The organism is Winogradskyella poriferorum (genome assembly GCF_050618035.1).
GTDB classification, from domain to species: Bacteria; Bacteroidota; Bacteroidia; order Flavobacteriales; family Flavobacteriaceae; genus Winogradskyella; species Winogradskyella poriferorum_A.
Genome location: NZ_JBODPY010000051.1, coordinates 1 through 262, shown reverse-complemented (window position 1 = coordinate 262; position 262 = coordinate 1). Strand labels below are relative to the sequence as shown.

1 protein-coding gene is annotated in these 262 nt (G+C 47.7%); it reads left to right on the top strand.

Features of this window, described 5'->3' with window-relative positions; translation table 11 throughout:
* On the top strand, positions 1–262 hold a 262-nt coding region (locus tag ACRHOC_RS14885), incomplete at both ends, for an ATP-binding cassette domain-containing protein (RefSeq protein WP_431159415.1).

Here is a 262-nt window from a genome sequence, read left to right as displayed (position 1 = left end):
CCTGCTGAAAAACGAAATATTGGCATGGTATTCCAGGATATTGCTCTGTTTCCGCATTTAACGATTACGGACAATATAACGTTTGGTATTAAAAAGTGGTCTAAAAAAGATCAGCAGTCACGAGTTGAAGAGTTGTTGGCGCTTGTTGGGCTTCCAGGTGTTGAGGCACGCTATCCGCACTCTCTTTCTGGTGGTCAGCAACAAAGGATCGCGTTGGCGCGTGCGATGGCTCCTAAGCCGGATCCGTTGCTGCTTGATGAGC